Below are 17157 nucleotides of genomic sequence, written 5' to 3'. Positions count from 1 at the left end.
TCGGCACGGGATTTCAGCCTCCCGTTCCGCAGGGAAAGACGGTGTCCCGTCCAAGCGCTGGCAACTCACCTCCGGAGTTTCCCGTGGACACCGCCATCCCCTCTTGCCCCTCCATTGCACCCGCCGAGCTTGCGATGCGGCTCGGCCGGCCCGACGCGCCGCAGCTGCTCGATGTGCGGCCGCCCTCGCAGTTCGCCGCCAGCGATCGCCTCGTCGCCAGTGCCCAGCGATGTGCGCCGGCGGACCTCGACGCATGGTCCCGCATGGCCCCCGCCTCGCAGGTGGTCGTGTACTGCACGCAAGGACACGAGGTGAGCCGGCGCGCCGCCGCGTCGTTGCGCGCGGCCGGCTGGAATGCGCGCGCGCTGGCCGGTGGCTTCGAGGGCGGCGAGCACGGTCTCGATCCGGACACTTCGATCCGCGGCTGGCGCTCCCTCCGGCCACCGACGATCCGCAAGCGGCCCGACCTCGGCGTGACGGGCGAGCGCCCCTCCCGCTGGGTCACGCGCGAGCGCCCCAAGGTCGACCGCATCGCCTGCCCGTGGCTGATCCGCCGGTTCATCGACCCCCGTGCGGACATCTTCTACGTGCCGGCCGATCGTGTGCTCGAGCAGGCCGCCACGCTGGGTGCCGTGCCCTTCGACATTCCCGGGGTCGCGTTGTCGCACCGGTGGGAGCGCTGCAGCTTCGACGCGTTGCTGGAGGCGTTCGACCTGCGGCTGCCAGCGCTGGACCGGCTGGGCGCGATCGTGCGAGGGGCCGACACCGGCCGGCCATCGCTCACGCCGCAATCCGGGGGGCTGCTGGCCCTGTCTCTGGGCCTGTCGCAGCTGCATGCCGACGACGGCCGGGCACTGCAGGCCGGGATGGGGCTCTACGACGCGCTGTACGCCTGGTGCCGCAATCCCGACGCCGAGACCCACACCTGGCAGGCGCACGAGCTGCAGGGGGGGCCGTCATGAGCGCCGTGCCGGACACCCGCGCCGCGCCGCGTGCGCCGACGGGCGTGCCGTTCGGCGAGGCGCTGCGCTTCTGGCTGCGCCTGGGCTTCATCAGCTTCGGGGGCCCGGCCGGCCAGATCGCGATCATGCACCGCGAGCTTGTCGAGCAGCGCCGCTGGATCTCGGAGCAGCGGTTCCTGCACGCGCTGAACTACTGCATGCTGCTGCCCGGGCCCGAAGCGCAGCAGCTGGCGACCTACATCGGCTGGCTGCTGCACCGCACCTGGGGCGGCGTGGCGGCCGGCGCCCTGTTCGTGCTGCCGTCGCTGGGGATCCTCGTCGGGCTGAGCTGGATCTACGTCGCCTTCGGCCACCTCGGCTGGGTCGCCGGCCTGTTCTACGGCATCAAGCCCGCCGTCGCTGCCATCGTGCTGCAGGCGGTGTGGCGCATCGGCGGCCGCACCCTTGCGCGGCCGGCGCAGTCCCCCCTCCTGTGGGCGATCGCGCTGGGCAGCTTCGTCGCCATCGCCGTGGTCAAGATCCCCTTCCCGATCGTGGTGCTGGCGGCGGCGGCGATCGGCGCCACCGGCGGGCGCTGGTGGCCCGCGCAGTTCGCCCGGGCGGGCGGCCACGCCACGGCCGGACACGATGCGGGCCCGGCCCTGATCGACGACCACACCCCGACGCCGGCGCACGCCCGCTACAGCGCGTCCCGGCTGGCGGCCGTGCTGGCCGCGGGTGCGCTGCTCTGGCTCCTGCCCATGGGCGCCCTCGTGCTGTGGCAGGGCTGGCAGGCCACGCTGGCCCAGATGGGCTGGTTCTTCACCAAGGCCGCGCTGCTGACGTTCGGTGGCGCCTACGCCGTGCTGCCCTACGTCTACCAGGGTGCGGTGGAGCAGTTCCACTGGCTCACCGGCCCCCAGATGATCGACGGGCTGGCGCTGGGCGAGACGACGCCCGGGCCGCTGATCATGGTGGTGGCCTTCGTCGGCTTCGTCGGTGGCTGGACACACCAGGTGCTCGGGCCCGGCGCGCTGTTCACCGGGGCGGCGCTGGCGGCCTGCGTGGTGACCTGGTTCACCTTCCTGCCTTCCTTCGTGTTCATCCTGGCCGGCGGACCGCTGGTGGAGTCGACCCACGGGCAGATGACCTTCACCGCCCCGCTGACGGGTGTGACCGCTGCCGTCGTGGGCGTGATCGCCAGCCTGGCGCTGTTCTTCCTGGCCCACATCGCCGTGCCCGCGCCCGGCGGTCCTGTCGACTGGGCGGCGCTCGCCCTGGCAGCGGCCGCCGCGGTGGCCCTGCTGCGGTTCCGGCTTGGCGTGATCCCGGTCATCGCCGGCTGCGCCGTGTCAGGGTTGGTCCTGCGACTGGTGCTCGCCGCCTGACGCTATGCTGGCCGGATGAACATCCTGATCACCGGCGGCAGCGGCTTTCTCGGCGCCCGCCTGGCCCGCGCGCTGCTGCAGCGGGGCCGACTGTCCCTGGCCGGCGCACCCGATGCCGCGATCACCTCGCTGACCCTCACCGACCGTGCGGACCCCCCGGCCGATCTGCGTGCAGATCCGCGGGTGCGCTTCGTCGGTGGCGACCTGCTCGAGCTGGCCAGTTCGCGCCAGCTGCCGGCGCGCGGGACCGACGCGGTGTTCCACCTGGCAGCCGCCGTGAGCGCCGAATGCGAGGCCGACTTCGACCTGGGCATGCGCAGCAACTTCGCGGCCACGCACGCCCTGCTCGAGGCGAGCCGGGCCCTGGGCACGCGGCCGGTGCTGGTATTCGCCAGCTCGCTCGCCGTGTTCGGCAAGCAGCCCGGCCGGCCGCTGCCGGACCCGATCACCGATGACACGCTGCCGACACCGCAGGGCAGCTACGGCATCCAGAAGTTCATCGGCGAGCAGCTCGTCGCCGACTATGCGCGCAAGGGGTTCGTGACGGGCCGCAGCGTCCGGCTGATGACCGTGAGCGTGCGACCGGGTCGCCCGAACGGCGCCGCTTCGGGCTTCTTCTCGGGCATGGTGCGCGAGCCGCTCGCCGGCGTGCGCGCCACGGTGCCGGTGCCGCCGGACGTTCCCGTGGCCCTGGCATCGCCCACACGCACGATCGAAGGCATCCTGCGGGCGGCCGAGGCCTCGCCCGCCGAATGGGGACCGCTCACGGCCCTCAATCTCCCTTCGTTGCGCACCAGCGTCGGCGAGATGGCGGCCGCACTGGAGAAGGTCGGCGGCCCGGCCGCGACCGCGTTGCTCGATTGGAAGGTGGATGACAACATCCTGCGGCTGGTGAGCACGTGGCCGGGCAACCTGACCTGGGAACGCGCGCGTGCCCTCGGCCTGAAGGCCGACGACAGCTTCGAGCAGGTCGTGCGCGAGTACGTGCAGGAGAACCCGGACGCCGTGCGGCTGCCGGTGCGCTGACATGCCGCGCTTCGCCGCCAACCTGTCGATGCTCTACCCGGAACTGTCGTTCCTGGAGCGCTTTGGCGCCGCGGCGGCCGACGGCTTCCGGGGCGTCGAGTACCTGTTCCCCTACGAGCATCCGCCCGAAGCGCTGTTGGCCCGCCTGCAGGAGCACGGCCTGCAGCAGGTGCTGTTCAACGGTCCGCCCGGGCGCTGGGACGACGGCGAACGCGGCCTGGCCTGCCTGCCGGGGCGCGAGTCCGAGTTCCGGGCCGGCATCGCGGAGGCGTTGCGCTACGCGAAGGTCCTGGGCTGCCCGCGCGTGCACGTGATGGCCGGGCTGGTGCCCGAGGGCCAGACCCGCGAAGCCTTGCGCGCGACCTATGTGGCGAATCTGCGCTGGGCCGCCGAGCAGGCCGCGGCCCAGGGCACCGACCTGCTGCTGGAGCCGATCAACACGCGCGACATCCCGGGGTTCTTCCTCAACCGCCAGGACGATGCGCATGCATTGCTGGCCGAGATCGGCGCGCCCAACGTGAAAGTCCAGATGGACCTCTACCACTGCCAGATCGTCGAGGGCGACCTGGCCGCCAGGATCCGGCAGTACCTGCCCACCGGGCGCGTCGGCCACTTCCAGATCGCGGGGGTGCCGCAGCGGCACGAGCCCGATCTGGGTGAAGTGAACTACCCGTACCTGTTCGGTGTCATCGACGAGGTGGCGCGGGGCTGCGGCTGGGACGGCTGGATCGGCTGCGAGTACCGGCCCGCACGCGGCGCGGTGCCCGGCGGCACCAGCCAGGGCCTGGGCTGGCTCGGGCGCGCTAGCGTTTGAGGATGCTGATGCTGCCGTCCGCCTCCAGGAACGCGCAGCGCATCTCCTGCAGGTGGCAATCGGCTTCGCGCAGGGCCTTGTCGAAGTCCGCCTGCCCCACCCGCTCCCGGCGCAGCACATCGGGGTAGACCCGTCCGTCGCGGCCCAGCAGCACGGCCTGGCCCTCGATCGCCGCTTCCAGGCGGCGGCTGCGGGCGGTGCACCAGCCCACGCTGAAGTTCAGCGCAAGGAGCGTGGACGCCGAGATCAGCCCGCCGAGCACGGACTCGTCACCCCCGGACAGCGCGTTCGAGACCGCTTCGCTCAGCAGCAACATCACGAGCAGGTCGAACGGCGTGAATTGCCCGACCGTCCGCTTGCCCGAGACCCGCACGAGGACCAGCAGCGCGGCGTACACGGCGGCCGCGCGGACGATCAGTTCCCACCAGGGCGTGTCCATCTCCAGCATCGCCGCCAATTGGGGCGCAAGTTCCGGCGGCCCGATGTCAGCCTCAGCCGTGAGCGCACGTACGATGCTCCCCACATGCAGACCCTGGCCGCACCCGTCCACAGCGAATTGGTGATTCGCAAGAGCAGGTTCCTCGGCTGCGTGCAGCCGGTGCCCGACCGCGCTGCGGCGCTGGAACACGTCGCAGCGTTGCGGAACGAGCATCCGGGAGCGGCACACGTCTGCTGGGCCTTGATGGCGGGTGGCCACTCCGCTGCCCACGACGACGGCGAACCGGGCGGGACGGCCGGGCGGCCAATGCTGGAAGTGCTGCGCCGCCAGGAGCTCGATGGCGTGCTGGCCACGGTGGTGCGCTACTTCGGGGGTGTCAAGCTGGGAGCGGGAGGCCTGGTGCGTGCCTACACCGAGGCGGTGGCGCAGGCCTTGCTGCAAGGGCAACAGGTGCTGATGCAGCGGCGGGCGCGGGCCGCGTGCGCGGTCCCTTATGACCTGGAGGGCTGGCTACGGCGGCAGCTGGCCGCGCACGGTGCGCAGCTGCTGTCGGCCCGCCATGCCGACGAGGTGCTGGTCGAGTTCAGCGCGCCCGAGAACGACATGGCCGCGCTGCGAGAGCGGCTCGACGCGGCCGGCCAGGGCCGGTTGCACTGGGCCCGACAGGACTGACGGCCTCAAACGGTAAGGATGTATTCCTGGCCGTCGAGCAGCTGTTCGACCTGGGCGGCATTCGGCCCCACCTGTTCCACCGCCTCGCGCAACTGCGTCTCGTTGCAGGCGAAACGCTTGGTCCACCAGCTGACTTCACGCGGGTTGTTCATGTCGATGAGGCCGCGATCGGCTGGAACGGTGTCGAAGACGAAGGCCATAGCCGTACTCCCATGTCTGTTCTTGGAACGGGCTCCATTGGGCCTGCGTCTCAAGGCCGTGCTTGCCCGTGGACGGCGGAAGCCGGTGTCGTCCGGCTCCTACTCGGGCGCGACCGTGGGCCTCCAGCCCAACCGTTCCAGCAGGGCCGTGGCGGCGGCGGGCGCACGTTCCTTGTCCCCGTTGATGAAGAACACGAAGGCGTCGCGCGGCCGGGCGCCGGCGGTCCAGCGGCGGCAGCCGTCCGCCCAGTCGTCGAGCGCCTGCGGCGGATAGCCCGTTGGCAGCGCGGCCTGGCTGCGCATCAGCCGCAGGTAGGCGAACGGTGCCTGCGCATCGACGATGTTGGCCCACTTGGGCGAGTCGGTGTGCACGGTCACGCAGCCGTGCCGACGGGCCAGCTGCAGGTACGCCTCGCAATCGAAGCTGGGATGCCGCACGTCCAGCACGTGGCGCAACGGCCGGCCGGCCAGCTCGCTTGGCAGCAGCGAGAGGAAGGCTTCCAGGTCGGCGGGGTCGAACGCCTTGGCCGGCATGAAGGGCCAGACGATCGGGCCGAGCTTGTCGCCCAGCTCGGCCAGCCCGGACGCCAGGAAGCGCTCGATCGCGTCGCCGGCGGTGGCCAGTTCGCGCCGGTGGGTGGTGGAGCGGTGCGCCTTCAAGCTGAAGACGAAGCCGTCGGGCGTCTCGTCGCGCCACTTGGCGAAGGTGGGTGCCTGGAAGGTGCTGTAGAAGGTGCCGTTCACCTCGATCGCGGTGAGATGGCGGCTGGCATAGCGCAGCTCGTGGCTGTGCGGCAGGGCCTTGGGGTAGAAGTTGTTGCGCCAGGGCTCGAACGTCCAGCCACCGACGCCGACGCGAACCTGGGCTGCACTCATCAGGGCTCCTCGTGGCAGCCCCCACTCTAGCGGGCCCGCGACCTGCGGCGTAAAGTGGCGGGCTGCCCAATCGCACCCACCTGCCATGAACGCTCCGCTCCACCGCGAACTCCCTCCTGCCGAACTGAATGCCGCCCGGGCACTGGCGGACGCCAGCAGCCAGTGGGACCGCGACATCCTGCGGCAGATCACCGAGTACGTCGCCATCCCGGCGAAGTCGCCGAGCTTCGACCAGGACTGGGCGGCGCACGGCCACATCGACACGGTGCTGCGCAATGCCGCAAGCTGGGTCGAAGCGCAGAAGGTCGAGGGGCTCGCGCTCGAGATCATCCGGCTGCCGGGCCGCACGCCGGTGCTGTTCTTCGACATCCCCGCGACCCGCGCCGGGGCGGGCCAGACCGTGTTGATGTACGGCCACCTGGACAAGCAGCCCGAGTTCAGCGGCTGGCGGCAGGACCTCGGCCCGTGGACCCCCAAGTACGAGGACGGCAAGCTCTACGGCCGTGGCGCTGCCGATGATGGCTACGCGGTGTACGCGAGCATCGCGGCTGTCCAGGCGCTCAAGGCGCAGAAGGTGCCGCACCCGCGCATCGTCGGCCTGATCGAGACCTGCGAGGAATCGGGTTCGTACGACCTGCTGCCCTACGTCGATGCGCTGCGTCCCCGGTTGGGCGAGGTCGGCCTGGTGATCTGCCTGGACTCGGGCGCCGGCAACTACGACCAGCTGTGGCTCACGACCTCGCTGCGCGGGATGGCCTCCGGCACGCTCAAGGTGCAGATCCTCACCGAGGGCGTCCACTCCGGTGATGCCTCCGGGCTGGTGCCCTCGAGCTTCCGCATCATGCGGCAGGTGCTCGACCGCCTGGAGGACAGCAAGACCGGCCGGCTGCTGCCGGGCAGCTTCCACTGCGAGGTGCCGGCCGAACGCCTGGAGCAGGCACGTGCCACCGCGGCCATCCTGGGCGACGAGGTCTACAAGCGATTTCCGTGGGCGCACGCCGACTGCGGCGGCTCCAGCGTGTCGGCCCTGCCCACCACCACCGACCCGGTGCAGGCGCTGCTCAACCGCACCTGGACGCCGACGTTGTCGGTGACCGGTGCGGACGGGTTCCCGGCGCTGCAGGACGCGGGCAACGTGCTGCGGCCGTACACCGCCTTCAAGCTGTCGCTGCGGCTGCCGCCGCTGGTGGACGCCGCCGCGGCGGTGCAGGAGCTGCAGGCGCTGCTGGAGGACAACGCGCCCTACCAGGCACGCGTGACGTTCGAGCCCGGCGGCGCCGCGACCGGCTGGAACGCACCCGACACGGCGCCGTGGTTCGAGCAGGCGCTGCACGCCGCGTCGCGTGCCCACTTCGGCGCACCGTGTGGCTTCATCGGCCAGGGCGGCACCATTCCCTTGATGAACCTGCTCAGCCAGGGCTTCCCGACCTCCCAGATGATGGTGTGCGGCGTGCTCGGCCCGCGCAGCAATGCGCACGGGCCCAACGAGTTCCTCCACGTTCCCTACGCCAAGCGGCTGACCGCCGCCGTGGCCGAGGTGATCGCGAGGATGCCGTGAAGGGCAGCGCCTCGGTCGACAGGCGGAGGTGACCCGGAAACACCCTGTTGCAAAACGGCCGGGCTTGGGGTGAAGATGCGGCCTCCATGAGCGCGCCCGTCCCGCCTTCCACCCTGACCACCTTCACGGCGAGCGACGGCGACAACCTGGCCGTGCAGGACTGGCCGGTGGCCGAGGGCGCCGAGTTGCGCGGGGTGGTGGTGTTGGTGCACGGGCTGGGCGAGCACGCCGGCCGCTACGAGCACGTGGCCCGGCGCCTCAACCAGTGGGGTTTCGCGGTCCGCGGCTACGACCAGTACGGGCATGGCGAATCCGGCGGCGTGCGCGGCGGCCTCCCCAGCCCGATGCGGCTGGTGGACGACCTGGGCGACATGGTGGACAGCGTGCGGGCGCGCACGCCTGAAGGCATCCCGGTGCTGGTGCTCGGGCACAGCCTGGGGGGCCTCGTCGCGGCCTGCTATGCCGTCGCGCATCCCGCGCGGATCGACGGCTTGATCCTGTCGTCCCCCGCGCTCGCCACCCGGCTGAACGGATTCCAGAAGCTGCTGCTGGGCGTGCTGCCGCACATCGCACCGCGGCTGCGGGTGGGCAATGGCCTGGAGCCGCGCTGGCTGTCCCACGACCCGGCGGTCGAGGCCGCCTACCGCAGCGATCCGCTGGTGCACGACCGCATCAGCGCCGGCCTGGCCTTGTTCATCGCGGAAAGCGGCCCGCGCGTGGTGGCGCATGCGCCGCTGTGGCCGGTGGAGACCCTGCTGCTCTACGCCGGCGCCGACCGGCTCGTCGATCCGGTGGGCAGCCGGGCGTTCTCGTCCACCGCACCGCCGCGGCGGGTGACGTGCCACTGCTTCGACGAGCTGTACCACGAGATCTTCAACGAGGCCGACAGCCGCCCCGTGTTCGACGCGCTCCAGCGCTGGCTGGCCGAGCGCTTCTAGGCAGCCCCGGCTGGCGTGTCCCGCCCGCGCCGGGCCAGCCAGCCCAGCGCCAGCCCCGTCATCGCCAGCGGCAGCAGCGAGCCCCAGTTCAGCAGGGCCCAGCCCCGGGTGGTGACCAGGACGCCACTGGCCAGCGAGCTGAGGGCCAGCGTCGCCAGCACCAGGAAATTGAGCGCACCCTGCGCCTTGTCCCGCTCCTCGGGCCGATAGGTGGCGAGCGACAGCGTCGTGCTGCCGGTGAACAGGAAGTTCCAGCCCACGCCCAGCAGGAACAATGCCCCCACGAACTGGTGCAGGTCGGTGCCCGACAGCGCCACGGCCACACACCCCAGGTTGAGCAGCAGCCCGGCCGCCATGACCGGCAGCGGCCCGAAGCGCTTGATCAGCGAACCGGTGAAGAACCCCGGCGCGAACATGCCGATGACGTGCCACTGCAGCACCAGTGCGGCATCGCCGAACGGGAGCCCGCACTGCTGCATCGCGATCGGGGTGGCGGCCATCAGCAGGTTCATCACGCCGAAGCCGAGCGCACCCGATGCCGCGGCGACGATGAAGGTCGGCTGCCGCATGATCTCGCGCAGCGGCCGGCCAGGCGGCAGGGTCGCCGGCGCGGCGGGCGCCGGAAAGCGCAGGCAGGCCATCAGCGCCATCGCCAACAGCGCCACGCCGGCGAGCGACAGGTACGCTCCCGCGAACGGCACTGGCAGCAGGTCGCGCGTGTGCGCTGCCAGGTTGGGTCCCAGGATCGCCCCGAGCAGGCCGCCGGCCATCACCAGCGACACCGCCTTTTCCCGTGCGGCCGGAGCGACCAGTTCCGCCGCCGCGAAGCGGTAGAGCCCGGCATTGGCGTTGTAGAAGCCGGCCACGACGGTGGCGGCGCAAAGCAGCCAGAACTGCCGGCTGGCGGCCGCGTAGGCGCACAGCAGCACCGACAGCAGTGCCACTGCCAGGCCCGCCTGGAACGAACGCTGCCGGCCCCAACGGTGCTGGGTCCGCGCCACCACCCCCGTCGAGAGCGCGCCGCCGACCACGTAGGCCATCACCGGCAAGGTCGCCATCCAGCCGAGCGGCGCCAGCGCGAGCCCCACCAGGCCGTTGATGGCGATGAAGGTGACGTTGTTGGTCAGGTACAGCCCCTGGCAGGCGGCGAGCAGCCAGAGGCGCGCGTTCACGAGCCGGCTCCGGCAGGCGATGCGGCCAGCGTGAGGCCGGCCAGCGCGGCCAGAGGCGCGGTCTCGGCCCGCAGTACGCGAGGCCCGAGCGACAGCGGCCGGAATCCGCGCGCCTGCGCCGCCGCCTCCTCGCGCGGGCTCAGGCCGCCTTCGGGACCGGACAGCAGCAGTACCGGGCCGGGCCCGGCGGCCAGCTGCGCCAGCGGCAGCGCGGCGTTCGACAGCGACAGCATCCAGGCGGCCAGGCCGTCCGGCGGTGTCCAGCCGGCGAGCTCGCGCGGGGCATGGACCTGCGGCACCCGGTTGCCGCCGCACTGCTCGCAGGCAGCCGCCGCCACCGCCTGCCAGTGCTCCTGCTTCTTCCTGGCGCGTTCGGCCGGCAGGCGGACCACGCTGCGCTCGGTGAACAGCGGTTGCAGCGATGCGACGCCCAGTTCCGCAGCCTTCTCCACCAGCCAGTCCATCCGCTCGTTGGCTGGCACCCCCACCGCGAGGTGGACTTCGCGCGCGGGTTCACGCTCCACGGGATCGTGGCGGCCGACGTGCACCGTCACATGCGATCGGCCCATCCGCTCGATGGTGGCGGACCACTCCCCGCCCTGGCCGTCGAACAGGGCGACCGCGTCGCCCGGCTGCAGGCGCAGCACCTGCACGTGGCGCGCGGCGGTGGGCGGCAGGTCCAGTGTCGCGCCTTCCGCGAGCGCGACCGGGCAGTGCAGGCGCGGCATGGCGCTCAGATGCGCCCGAACGCGTAGCCGCTGACGCCCTGTGCGCCTTCGATCTCGTCGATCAGCTGCAGCAGGGGTGCCAGCTCCCGGTAGCGCCCGGCCGTCGCCCGGATGTAGGCGATGAACCGGGGCGCATCGGCGAGGTACTTGGGCTTGCCGTCGCGCAGCGTCAGGCGCGCGAAGATGCCGGCCACCTTCAGGTGCCGCTGCAGCCCCATCCACTCGACCGCGCGGTAGAACTCGCCGAAGTCGGGGTCGACGGGCAAGCCGGCCTTGAGCGCCTTTTCCCAGTAGCGCACCGTGATGTCGAGCACGAACTCCTCGTCCCAGCTGAGAAAGGCGTCGCGCATCAGGCTGGCGATGTCGTAGGTCACCGGGCCGTGCACCGCATCCTGGAAGTCCAGCACGCCCAGCCGCGGCTCGGCGGGTGACGCCGGCATCATCAGGTTGCGCGGCATGAAGTCGCGGTGCACGTACACGGTCGGCGAAGCGAGATTGCGCTGCACGATCAGCCGGAACATCGCGTCCAGCGTCTCGCGCCGCTTGCCCTCCAGCGTGACGCCGCGGTGCCGGGCAAGGTACCAGTCGGGAAACAGCGACAGCTCGCGCGCCAGCAGCGCCTCGTCGTAGGCGGGCAGGACACCGGGGCGCGAAGCGAGCTGCCAGGCGATGAGGGCGTCGACGGCGCGCAGGTACAGGGGCTGGTTGGCCGACGGCTGCTGCCGTTCGACCACCTCGATCATGGTCTGACGTCCGAGATCGTCCAGCAGCATGAAGCCCTGCGGCTCGTCCCACGCCAGGATGCGCGGCACGTGCAGGCCGGCATCCGCCATCAGTCCCGCCACCTTGACGAACGGGCGGCAGTCTTCCTTGTCCGGCGGCGCGTCCATCACGATGCGGCTGCCCTCGCGCCCGTCCACCCGCAGGTAGCGGCGGAAGCTGGCGTCGGCCGAGGCCGGACGCACGGTGGCGGGATCGAGACCGTGGGCACCGGCGATGCCGCCGAGCCATGCGTGGAAAGCGCGTTCGCGTTCGGGATCGGACCAGGTCACGCCCGGCGAGGCGCCGGCGCCAGGCGCCGGGGAAGACAGGGGATCGCTCATGGATAATCCATTCTACAAACGCCCCTGCCGCTGACCCCCGCGATTCGCGCCCCTTCCTCCCGACGCCCTTGAACCCCATCCGGATCGCGCGCAGACGTTTCGAGCCGACCCCGCTTGCCCTGGCCGCCTTGGCGCTGCTGCACGGAACCGCCCACGCGCAGGCGGAACCTCCGTCCCAGGCCAGCCCGGGCGTCTTGCTGCAACCGACGCCGCAGCTGCGCGAGCAGATTCCGTCCGTGGTGCGCAAGCAGCTGCCCACCTTCGTGCAGGGCGACCGGATCTCTGGACGCACCGACTTGGACACCATCGTGGAAGGGGGCGCCGAGCTGCGCAAGGGCGACACGGTGATCCGCGCGGACCGGCTCGAGTACTACCAGCCTGATGATCTGGCGCGGGCGCGCGGCAATGTGCACATCAACCGCGCGGGCAACACCTTCGACGGCACCCTGCTCGAGCTGAAGGTCGACGCGTTCGAAGGCTTCTTCAACGAGCCGCGCTACCGCTTCCTGCGCAACGGGGCTTATGGCCGGGCCGACCGGGTCGACTTCATCGACGACCAGCGCGCGGTGATCCGCAACGCAACGTACACCACCTGCCGCCCGGAGGACCTGCCGGGCTGGACGCCCGACTGGATCCTGCGCGCCTCCGGCATCCGCATCGACCAGGAGGAAGACGTCGGCACCGCCACCGGCGCGCTGCTCACGTTCTTCAGCGTGCCCGTGCTGCCGGTGCCGGCGCTGACGTTCCCGCTCAGCGACAAGCGCAAGTCCGGCTTCCTGCCGCCCACGATCGGGATCGACAGCATCAACGGCCTGGAGTACCGCCAGCCGTACTACTGGAACATCGCGCCCAACCGGGACCTGACCCTGTACCCGACGCTGATGTCCAAGCGGGGGATGGACCTGGGAGCGGAGTTCCGCTACCTGGAGCCGGGCTACGCGGGAACGCTGCGGGCGAACGTGATGCCGGACGACCAGCGGCGCGACGGTGCGACCCGCTGGAGCTACAGCTACCGGCACGACGGAGCGCTCCTGAGCAGCGCCCAGTACGGCGGCGTGGGGCTGAACCTGAACCTGAACCGCGTCAGCGACGACAACTACTGGCGTGACTTCAGCCGCAACAGTGCGACGCTGACGCAGCGGCTGCTCGGCAGCGACGGCGCCATCAGCTGGGGCAGCCCGAACGGGCGCTGGTACAGCATGGCGCGGGCCCTGAAGTGGCAGACGCTGCAGGACGTGACGGCTCCCATCGTCCCGCCGTACGACCGCATGCCGCAGCTGATGACGCGGTACACGCGCGAGGATCTGCCGGTCGGGCTGGTCGCCTCGGTCGAGGCGGACACCACGCGCTTCCAGGCGGACCGTGCCCTCACGCTGCAGCCGAATGCGCAGCGCAGCTTCGTGCTGGGGCGCATCGAGCGGCCGTGGCAGGCGCCTGGCTGGTTCTTCACGCCGCGGATGCAACTGCACAGCACGCAGTACAGCTTCGACGAGCCGCTGGCCGGCGGGCAGACCACGGCCACGCGCACGCTGCCGATCTACAGCCTGGACGGCGGATTGATCTTCGAGCGGCCGGCGAACTTCTTCGGACGCAGCTTCGTTCAAACGCTGGAGCCGCGCGCCTTCTACGTCTACACACCGTTTCGGGAGCAGAACCGGCTGCCGAACTATGACTCCGGCTTCAACGATTTCAACTTCGCCACGATCTACACCGAGAACGCGTTCGGCGGCAACGACCGCATCGCCGACAACAACCTGCTCACGGTCGGCGCCACCACCCGCCTGATCGATCCGGACTCGGGCGCCGAAGCGATGCGGTTCGCGCTGGCGCAGCGGTTGCGGTTCAAGGATCAGCTGGTCACCCTGCCCGGCGGGCAAGCGATCAGCGAGCGGCTGTCCGACCTGCTGTTCGGCGCGGGCGTGAGCCTGTCGCCGCGCTGGACCGCCGAGACGACGGTGCAGTACAACCCCAAGACCAGCCGCTCCGAGCGCATCACGCTGGGCGGGCGCTACAACCCCAGCAACTACCGGGTGATCAGCGCCGCCTACCGCCTGCAGCGCGGGCAGAGCGAGCAGCTCGACGTCGGCTGGCAATGGCCGATCAACGACCTGTGGGGCGACCGCGGCCAGGACCTTGGGCCCGGCCGCGGCCAGGGCCCCGGCCGCTGGTACAGCGTGGGACGGCTGAACTACAGCATGAAGGACCGCCGTCTGGTGGACACCATCCTGGGGCTGGAATACGACGCCTGCTGCTGGATCGGCCGCATCGCGCTGGAGCGGCTGCAGAGCAGCACCGTCAGTGCCAACACGCGTATCCTGTTCCAGCTGGAGTTCGTCGGCTTCAGCCGGCTCGGCTCCAGCGTGCTGCAGCCGCTGCGCCAGAATATCCCGCGTTACCAGCTCCTGCGCGACCCCGGCGCCGCGTCCGAACCCAGCCGGTTCAGCAACTACGACTGAGACTCCCGCCACGATGAGACCCCGCGCCCTCGCCCTCGTGTTCGCCTGCACCGTCGCCGCCCTGCCGGCGTCGGCGCAGCTGCGCGTCAGCCCCCAGCTGCCCGGGCCCGCGCCGGTCCCGCGCGCAGACAGCGGACCGCGCCCGGCCGATTTCATCGTGGCCGTCGTCAACTCCGAGCCGATCACGAACAACGAACTGCGCGCGCGGCTCCAGCGCTTCGAGCAGCAGCTGGCGCAGCAGGGGGCTTCCATTCCGCCGCGCGGCGAACTGGCGCGCGTGGTGCTCGATCGCCTGATCAGCGAGAAGGCGCAGCTGCAGGTCGCGCGTGAGAGCGGCATCCGCGTCGACGAGGCGATGGTCGACCAGGCCGAGGCGAACGTGGCGCGGCAGAACGAGATGTCGGTGGCGGACCTGCGCCGCCGCCTGCAAGCGGACGGCGTGCCGACGGCGACGTTCCGCGAGGAGTTGCGCAACCAGCTGCTGCTGGGGCGCCTGCGCGATCGCGAGGTGGAGTCGCGGGTGCGCGTCACCGATGCCGACATCGACCAGTACCTGCGCGACCAGCAGACCGCCGCCGCCGATCCCGCCTCCAGCGCGCTCAACCTGGCGCAGGTCCTGGTGGCGGTGCCGGAAAACGCCTCCGAGCAGCAGGTGCGCGAACTGCTGGCCAAGGCCCAGCGCGTGCAGGAGCGCGCCCGCGCCGGCGAGGATTTCGCGGCGCTCGCCCGTGAGGCCTCCGATGCGCCCGGCGCCGCCAGCAACGGCGGTGTGATGGGCTTGCGCGCGGCCGACCGCTATCCGCCGCTGTTCCTGGAGGCGGTGCAGGCGCTGCCCCAGGGCGGTGTCAGCCAGGTGGTGCGCTCGGGCGCCGGCTTCCACGTGCTCAAGGTCGTCGAGAAGCGCCAGGGCGAGCTGCCGACGACGGTCACGCAGAGCCATGCCAGGCACATCCTGCTGCGCACCGGGGCGCGGCTGTCCGAGACGGCGGCGCGCGAGCGCCTGGCCGACCTGCGTCGGCGCATCACGGCCGGCCAGGCCGACTTCGCCCAGCTGGCCCGCGAGTTCTCGCAGGACGGCACCGCCTCGCGCGGTGGCGACCTGGGCTGGGCCAACCCGGGCTCGTACGTGCCCGAGTTCGAGGATGCGATGAACGCCCTGGCGCCGGGCGAGGTGTCCGAGCCGCTCGTCTCCCGCTTCGGCGTGCACCTGATCCAGCTGCTCGAGCGTCGCACGGCGAAGCTGTCGCCCCGGGAGCAGCGCGAGCTGCTTCGCAACATCGTGCGCGAGAAGAAGCTGGACGAGGCCTACGCCACCTGGGCGCAGGAAGTGCGCGGCCGCGCCTTCGTGGAGATGCGCGAGTCGCCGATCTGACGGCGGCGCGGCTCGTCCACCGATGGCCCACGTTCCACGCAAGCGGTTCGGCCAGCACTTCCTGGCCGACGACGCCATCATCGATGCGATCGTGCGCGAGATCGCGCCGCGCCCCGGCGAGCCGATGGTGGAGATCGGACCGGGGCTGGCCGCACTGACGCAGCCGCTGGTGGAGCGGCTGGGCCGGCTCACGGTGGTGGAACTCGATCGCGACCTGGCCGCGCGCCTGCGGCAGCACCCGCAGCTGCGGGTGGTCGAGTCGGACGTGCTCAAGGTGGACTTCGGTGCACTCGCCGCGACCCTGGGCGCGCCGAAGCTGCGGGTGGTCGGCAACCTGCCCTACAACATCTCCACCCCGATCCTGTTCCACCTCCTGGACCATGTCGCGGTGGTGCAGGACCAGCACTTCATGCTGCAGAAGGAAGTGATCGACCGCATGGTCGCCCGGCCCGCCACCGCCGACTACGGCCGGCTGTCGGTGATGCTGCAGTGGCGCTACGCCATGGAGGACGTGCTGTTCGTGCCCCCGTCCGCGTTCGAGCCGCCGCCGAAGGTGGACAGCGCGGTGGTGCGGATGGTGCCCCATGCCGAGCCGGAGCCCGTCGACGTCCGCCTGCTCTCGGAGATCGTGCAGGTGGCCTTCAGCCAGCGCCGCAAGCTGCTGCGCCACTCGCTGGGCCGCTGGCTGGAGCAGAAGGGGTTCTCGGGCGGGTTCGACCTGCAGCGCCGGGCGGAAGAGGTGCCGGTGGCGCAATTCGTCGCGCTGGCCCGGGCGCAGGGGCAATGAAAAAGGCCGGGTCGCCCCGGCCTCTGGTGTCTGGCGGATGTTCGCTCAGGCGGCGTCGAGCCAGTAACCCGCATTGAAGGGGCTGCTCATGCGCAGGGCCAGCGGAGACACGTCCACCAGCTTGTCGGTCGGCATCTTCTCCCCGGTTTCCGTGACAGCGGGAGCTGCCACGACGGGTTCGGTGCCTGGGGCCTCGTTGGCCCGTTCTGCTTGGCCGGCTTGTGCAGAACGGGCTACAGAAAAGAATAGAAGCACCGGAATGGAATCTTCCGGTCCGCCCAGTAGTCGGCGGTGTCGCGGAAGATGTCCAGCAGCTGCTCGCGCGCTTCCTTGTCGAACTTGGCGGTCGCGGGGATCTGCTCCAGCACCACGATGAAGCCCGGCTGCGGGCCCGACTTGTGGACCGGGTCGGTCATGCAGTCGTACAGCGCGTCGAAGTTCTTGCCGAAGTGGGTCGGCAGCATGAACTGCTGCGCGATCAGGTCGAGCACGTCCTGCTTGCTCTGGGCATTGGCCAGGTTGGCGTACAGGAAATGCTGGCCCAGCGAGCGAGCGGAATCCTGCAGGTCCTGCACGCGGAACGCGCGGATCGACTGCACGATGTTGCTGCGCACCCCTTTCAGAGGTGTCTCGTTGATGTCAGGGCGAAGGGGCTTGTCCATCTCCGCGTCTCTTTCCATGGTCAAA

General features: G+C 71.0%; 17 protein-coding genes. 10 read left to right on the top strand and 7 right to left on the bottom strand.

The features are described from left to right. The first annotated feature begins 83 nt into the window (after positions 1-83). The 4 genes from VFE82_RS01835 to otnI are packed head-to-tail and all read left to right on the top strand — an operon-like array spanning position 84 to position 4169. Complete coding sequence (locus tag VFE82_RS01835) at positions 84-962, top strand: chromate resistance protein ChrB domain-containing protein (RefSeq protein WP_324998528.1); 879 nt, start codon at positions 84-86, stop codon at positions 960-962. Further along, on the top strand, positions 959-2329 hold the full coding sequence (chrA, locus tag VFE82_RS01830) for a chromate efflux transporter (protein WP_324998527.1): 1371 nt from the start codon (positions 959-961) through the stop codon (positions 2327-2329). The genes VFE82_RS01835 and chrA overlap by 4 nt, the downstream gene beginning before the upstream one ends. A gap of 15 nt (positions 2330-2344) precedes the next feature. Further along, positions 2345-3355 (top strand): D-erythronate dehydrogenase, encoded by a 1011-nt coding sequence (gene denD, locus VFE82_RS01825; RefSeq protein ID WP_324998526.1) that lies wholly within the window; start codon positions 2345-2347, stop codon positions 3353-3355. Between the two features lies 1 nt (position 3356). Further along, positions 3357-4169 carry a 2-oxo-tetronate isomerase gene (gene otnI, locus VFE82_RS01820; protein ID WP_324998525.1) on the top strand — a complete coding sequence of 271 codons (813 nt, stop codon included), beginning with the start codon at positions 3357-3359 and terminating at the stop codon, positions 4167-4169. Here the strand turns inward: otnI and VFE82_RS01815 are convergent. Then, entirely contained in the window at positions 4159-4617 is a 459-nt protein-coding gene (locus VFE82_RS01815) for a DUF421 domain-containing protein (RefSeq protein ID WP_324998524.1), read from the bottom strand. The two genes, otnI and VFE82_RS01815, sit on opposite strands and share 11 nt — an antisense overlap. Positions 4618-4692: 75 nt before the next feature. Between VFE82_RS01815 and VFE82_RS01810 the strand changes: the two genes are divergently transcribed. Beyond that, the gene (locus VFE82_RS01810) at positions 4693-5280 is read left to right on the top strand and encodes a YigZ family protein (RefSeq protein WP_324998523.1); all 588 of its coding nucleotides are present in this window, start codon (positions 4693-4695) and stop codon (positions 5278-5280) included. A gap of 5 nt (positions 5281-5285) precedes the next feature. Here VFE82_RS01810 and VFE82_RS01805 read toward each other — a convergent pair whose 3' ends face one another. Beyond that, positions 5286-5480, bottom strand: a complete 195-nt coding sequence (locus VFE82_RS01805) for a DUF3606 domain-containing protein (protein WP_324998522.1) — start codon at positions 5478-5480, stop codon at positions 5286-5288. Positions 5481-5579: 99 nt separating this feature from the next. Next, positions 5580-6356: a DUF72 domain-containing protein gene (locus tag VFE82_RS01800; protein WP_324998521.1), complete on the bottom strand. Its 777-nt coding sequence runs from the start codon at positions 6354-6356 to the stop codon at positions 5580-5582. Positions 6357-6441: 85 nt separating this feature from the next. Between VFE82_RS01800 and VFE82_RS01795 the strand changes: the two genes are divergently transcribed. Together VFE82_RS01795 and VFE82_RS01790 are read left to right on the top strand one after the other, a co-directional pair. Beyond that, positions 6442-7914 (top strand): M20 family metallopeptidase, encoded by a 1473-nt coding sequence (locus VFE82_RS01795; RefSeq protein WP_324998520.1) that lies wholly within the window; start codon positions 6442-6444, stop codon positions 7912-7914. Positions 7915-8000: 86 nt separating this feature from the next. Next, the gene (locus tag VFE82_RS01790; protein ID WP_324998519.1) at positions 8001-8852 is read left to right on the top strand and encodes a lysophospholipase; all 852 of its coding nucleotides are present in this window, start codon (positions 8001-8003) and stop codon (positions 8850-8852) included. Here VFE82_RS01790 and VFE82_RS01785 read toward each other — a convergent pair. From VFE82_RS01785 to VFE82_RS01775, 3 genes are read right to left on the bottom strand one after another with little or no spacing between them, the layout of a single operon-like run. Further along, positions 8849-10024, bottom strand: a complete 1176-nt coding sequence (locus VFE82_RS01785; protein ID WP_324998518.1) for an MFS transporter — start codon at positions 10022-10024, stop codon at positions 8849-8851. The genes VFE82_RS01790 and VFE82_RS01785 overlap by 4 nt on opposite strands. Next, a complete protein-coding gene (locus VFE82_RS01780) occupies positions 10021-10752 on the bottom strand; it encodes a 16S rRNA (uracil(1498)-N(3))-methyltransferase (RefSeq protein ID WP_324998517.1) in 732 nt (243 codons plus the stop codon). Before VFE82_RS01780 ends, VFE82_RS01785 begins: the two co-directional genes overlap by 4 nt. Positions 10753-10757: 5 nt before the next feature. Beyond that, entirely contained in the window at positions 10758-11855 is a 1098-nt protein-coding gene (locus tag VFE82_RS01775; protein WP_324998516.1) for an aminoglycoside phosphotransferase family protein, read from the bottom strand. Between VFE82_RS01775 and VFE82_RS01770 the strand changes: the two genes are divergently transcribed. The 3 genes from VFE82_RS01770 to rsmA are packed head-to-tail and all read left to right on the top strand — an operon-like array spanning position 11762 to position 16470. Further along, a complete protein-coding gene (locus VFE82_RS01770; RefSeq protein WP_414708709.1) occupies positions 11762-14311 on the top strand; it encodes an LPS-assembly protein LptD in 2550 nt (849 codons plus the stop codon). The two genes, VFE82_RS01775 and VFE82_RS01770, sit on opposite strands and share 94 nt — an antisense overlap. Before the next feature lie 13 nt (positions 14312-14324). Further along, positions 14325-15683: a peptidylprolyl isomerase gene (locus tag VFE82_RS01765; RefSeq protein ID WP_324998515.1), complete on the top strand. Its 1359-nt coding sequence runs from the start codon at positions 14325-14327 to the stop codon at positions 15681-15683. Positions 15684-15705: 22 nt separating this feature from the next. Next, positions 15706-16470, top strand: coding sequence for a 16S rRNA (adenine(1518)-N(6)/adenine(1519)-N(6))-dimethyltransferase RsmA (gene rsmA, locus VFE82_RS01760; RefSeq protein ID WP_324998514.1), 765 nt, complete (start codon positions 15706-15708; stop codon positions 16468-16470). Positions 16471-16703: 233 nt separating this feature from the next. On the opposite strand, the gene VFE82_RS01755 is transcribed toward rsmA, so the two are convergent. Beyond that, entirely contained in the window at positions 16704-17132 is a 429-nt protein-coding gene (locus VFE82_RS01755) for a barstar family protein (RefSeq protein ID WP_324998513.1), read from the bottom strand. Positions 17133-17157: the final 25 nt, after the last annotated feature.

Source organism: Ramlibacter sp. (genome assembly GCF_035655895.1).
In the GTDB taxonomy this organism is placed as follows: Bacteria; Pseudomonadota; Gammaproteobacteria; order Burkholderiales; family Burkholderiaceae_C; genus Ramlibacter.
Note: the sequence above shows the minus strand (reverse complement) of the source record. Positions and strands in the feature narration are given on the sequence as shown.